The sequence below is a fragment of the Actinocrinis sp. genome (assembly GCF_035946395.1).
Classification (GTDB): Bacteria; Actinomycetota; Actinomycetes; order Streptomycetales; family Catenulisporaceae; genus Actinocrinis.
Genome location: NZ_DASYZI010000359.1, coordinates 1 through 2,872 on the forward strand (window position 1 = coordinate 1; position 2,872 = coordinate 2,872).

A 2,872-nucleotide genomic window follows, 5' to 3' on the forward strand; every position below is an offset into this window, starting at 1 on the left:
GAAGTTGGTCACCCGGTCCGTCCATAGTCCAGTCCTGTTGTCCGTCTCGGGAACCTTCAGGAGCGGCACGAAGAAGTCGCCCAGAAGCGCCAGCCCGAGGCCGAGCATCGCGGGGAGGACGAAGAGCGCCACGTTCCACCAGCCGTGCGGTTCGAGGAAGGAACGCGGGCGAATTATCGCAATCCGCGTCACGTTGGCCGTCGCGAGCGCGGAAATGAGCGCTGACAACACGGTGGCCAAGTGGTACAGATTGAATCTGATCGTCCGCCGGTTGTCCCGTTCCAGGTTGGTGAAACACTGTGGCCCGGCGGCCTTCGCCTCAAGGAACAGGTTCTTCTTGCCCGGCACCACCGTGAGCATCTCGGCCCAGGCCAGCAGCGTCACCAGGTTCGACTCTGCGACCGGCAGCGCGTCCTCGAACGGATAGGCCTTCTTCCGCAGCGCGTCGGTGATGACCGCCGGACGCAGCCGCGGCTGTGCCTCCAGCACGGTGAAGCACGACGGCTCCATCGCGATCACCATGAGCCGAGCGATCAACTTCCGGCACGCGTCTGGCGACGCCTGGTGGTCCAGCACGTTCAGACACCGCCACAGCACCGGCACCAGCTTCGGGTCGTCCGGCATCGACTCGGCGAGCTGCGGTACCAGCGAGGCGACCTTGGTGGCGTTCGTCGCGACCAACTCTGTCAGTACTCTGAGCAGGTTGTCGTCGCCGCCGACGATCGAGGCGAAGTGCGCCACGTTGATGCGGTGCATGAGCAGGTCGGCGCACGCTATCGCCTTGTCCCGCACCGGCTCGGGGACCGCCCGGCACGCGTACAGGATCGCCGCCAGGCGGGTCGACACGATCGCGTCGAAGTCCGGCGCGGCGAGCGTCTCGTCCGTGAAGCCCGCCAGCATCCTCTGTGTCAGGGTGTTGATGTTCTGGGTCTCGGCGTTCGCCAGGCAGCGGATCGCCAGCTCCCGGTCGACCGCGTACAACCTGGTGACGAAGTCCTCCACGACGGCGGTGTGGCCTGCCGCGAAGAAGAGCACGACCTGGTGCCACTCGCGGTCGGTCGTGCGGGCGAGGAGCTGGTCGGCGCCGTTCGGCTCGCGGTCCCGCAGTTGCGCCGCGATGAGGTACTCCTGGATCGAGCGGTGCGCGAACGTGTAAGAGCCCGGTGCTATCTGGTTGAGCAGCCCCGACCTGTTCACGATCTCGTCCACGAACGCCTGCGCCTGTTCCGGGCGCACCCGCCGCAGGCTCGGCGCCAGCCGCTTCGCCTCGGTCGCCAGTTCCTCGCCGCTGAAGTCCTGGAACGCGTGCGGGCGCTCGGCCATGGTCAGCGCGAACCGCTGGAGGAACTTCTCCTTGTCGTCCCGGGTGAAGACGTTGACCGGCGTGCCGTCCGGAATGAACTTGTGGCGGTCCAGCATCGTGCGGATCATGGCTTCGTAGAGTGCTGAGATCGAGTTCGGCACGGCATCGATCTGCCGCTCCAGGTAGAGGCCGACGGACATCGCCAGGACCAGCGGCGTGCGATGCAGGTCGAAGGTGGCCGAGCCCTCGATCGCGGTGAAGAAACGTTCCGGCGTCATCCGTCGCTCGGTGAAGTCCTTGCGCCGGTTCATCAGATAGCTGAGGATCTCGGCATCCTGCATCGGCGTCAGGACGTGCTCGACCTCGGAGAACGAGGTCCACTCCTGCGGCGTGAAGTTCTGGCGGCGGCAGGTCAGCACGGCGCGTGCGTTCGCGGTGGGTCGCTCGGGGTTGTAGTCGCCGATGAAGCGCAGGACCGTGTCGCGGACGTCCTGGTACCGGTCGTCGGGGACCTCGTCGAGGCCGTCCAGCAGGAACAGGCAGTGGCCCTTGGCCAGCAGCCGGCGCAGGAACTTCTCCGCCTCCGGCTTCTTGAATCCGAAGTCTGAGACCAGGATCTCGTCGACCAGGTGGTCCCAGACCGGGCCGGTGAGCCGGCGCAGCTGGACGAAGAACGGGATCTCCCTGGTGTGTCCGATCTTGAGCAGGTCGGCGCTGCCTTCCGGGCGCTTGCGGGAGCGCGTGGTGCCGACGGCGTACGCCTTGAGCAGCGTCGACTTCCCGGAACCCGGCGCCCCGGTGATGATGAGGCGCCGGTTGTTCCGGTCGGCGAGCACTGTGGTGGCGATCGTCCGGTTCTGCGGGTCCGCCGAGCCGCCTACGGCGGAGAGCGCCACGTATGTGCCGCCGAGGTCGAGGCGTTCCTTCTTGTCGAGGTACACGTTTTCCAGGTAGCGGTACCGCTCGCTGAACTTCCGCCGGTACCGCCGGGCCGGGAAACCCAACTCGAACGCGATTCGGTCGGCAAGCCGGATGAGCACCCTGCGCAGTGGAGTCGCCAACGCGATCGCGACCGCCGCGACGATGCCCAAGAGCGTCAGGATGTCAGCACGAGGCCATTGCTGCACGTATCCCCCCACATTCCGATCGTCGATGAATCAGAACGTTGCGTGATGATTGTAGAGCGCGTTCATCACGGGGATGCGTAAATGTCAAATCTGTCGCGACTCATCAATCGTCAGCGAAAGGGGAGAACGAGATCGCAGTCCGGCCCGGTGCCTTGATTGGCGGGGTTGCGCAAGTACACCATGCGAATGCCGCCGGCGGGCTGCCGGTGTTGCTCGGCGGCCCAGGCCAGTAAGGTCTCAGTGGCCAGCTGGGCTTGCGCGCCGACCTGTATCGCAGCGCCCTGGTGGACGGACGCTTCGGCGTGGAAAGGCCGACCGTCGGGAGGTCGACGGTCGGCCTTGGGCAGTTGGCCGCAGGGTTCTTACAGGTCGGCTTCCAGGAGCTTCTGGAGTCCCTTGGCCCGCTCGTCGCCGTAGTCGACGTTGCTGTGCGGCTGGTGGT

At 66.1% G+C, this 2,872-nt stretch carries 1 protein-coding gene; it reads right to left on the reverse strand.

Annotated features, from left to right (window positions below; translation table 11 throughout):
* Window positions 1–2,442, reverse strand: a 2,442-nt coding sequence (locus tag VGS97_RS22335; RefSeq protein WP_326855578.1) for an NACHT domain-containing protein, incomplete at its 3' end; no start/stop codon positions are given.
* Window positions 2,443–2,872 lie beyond the last annotated feature (430 nt).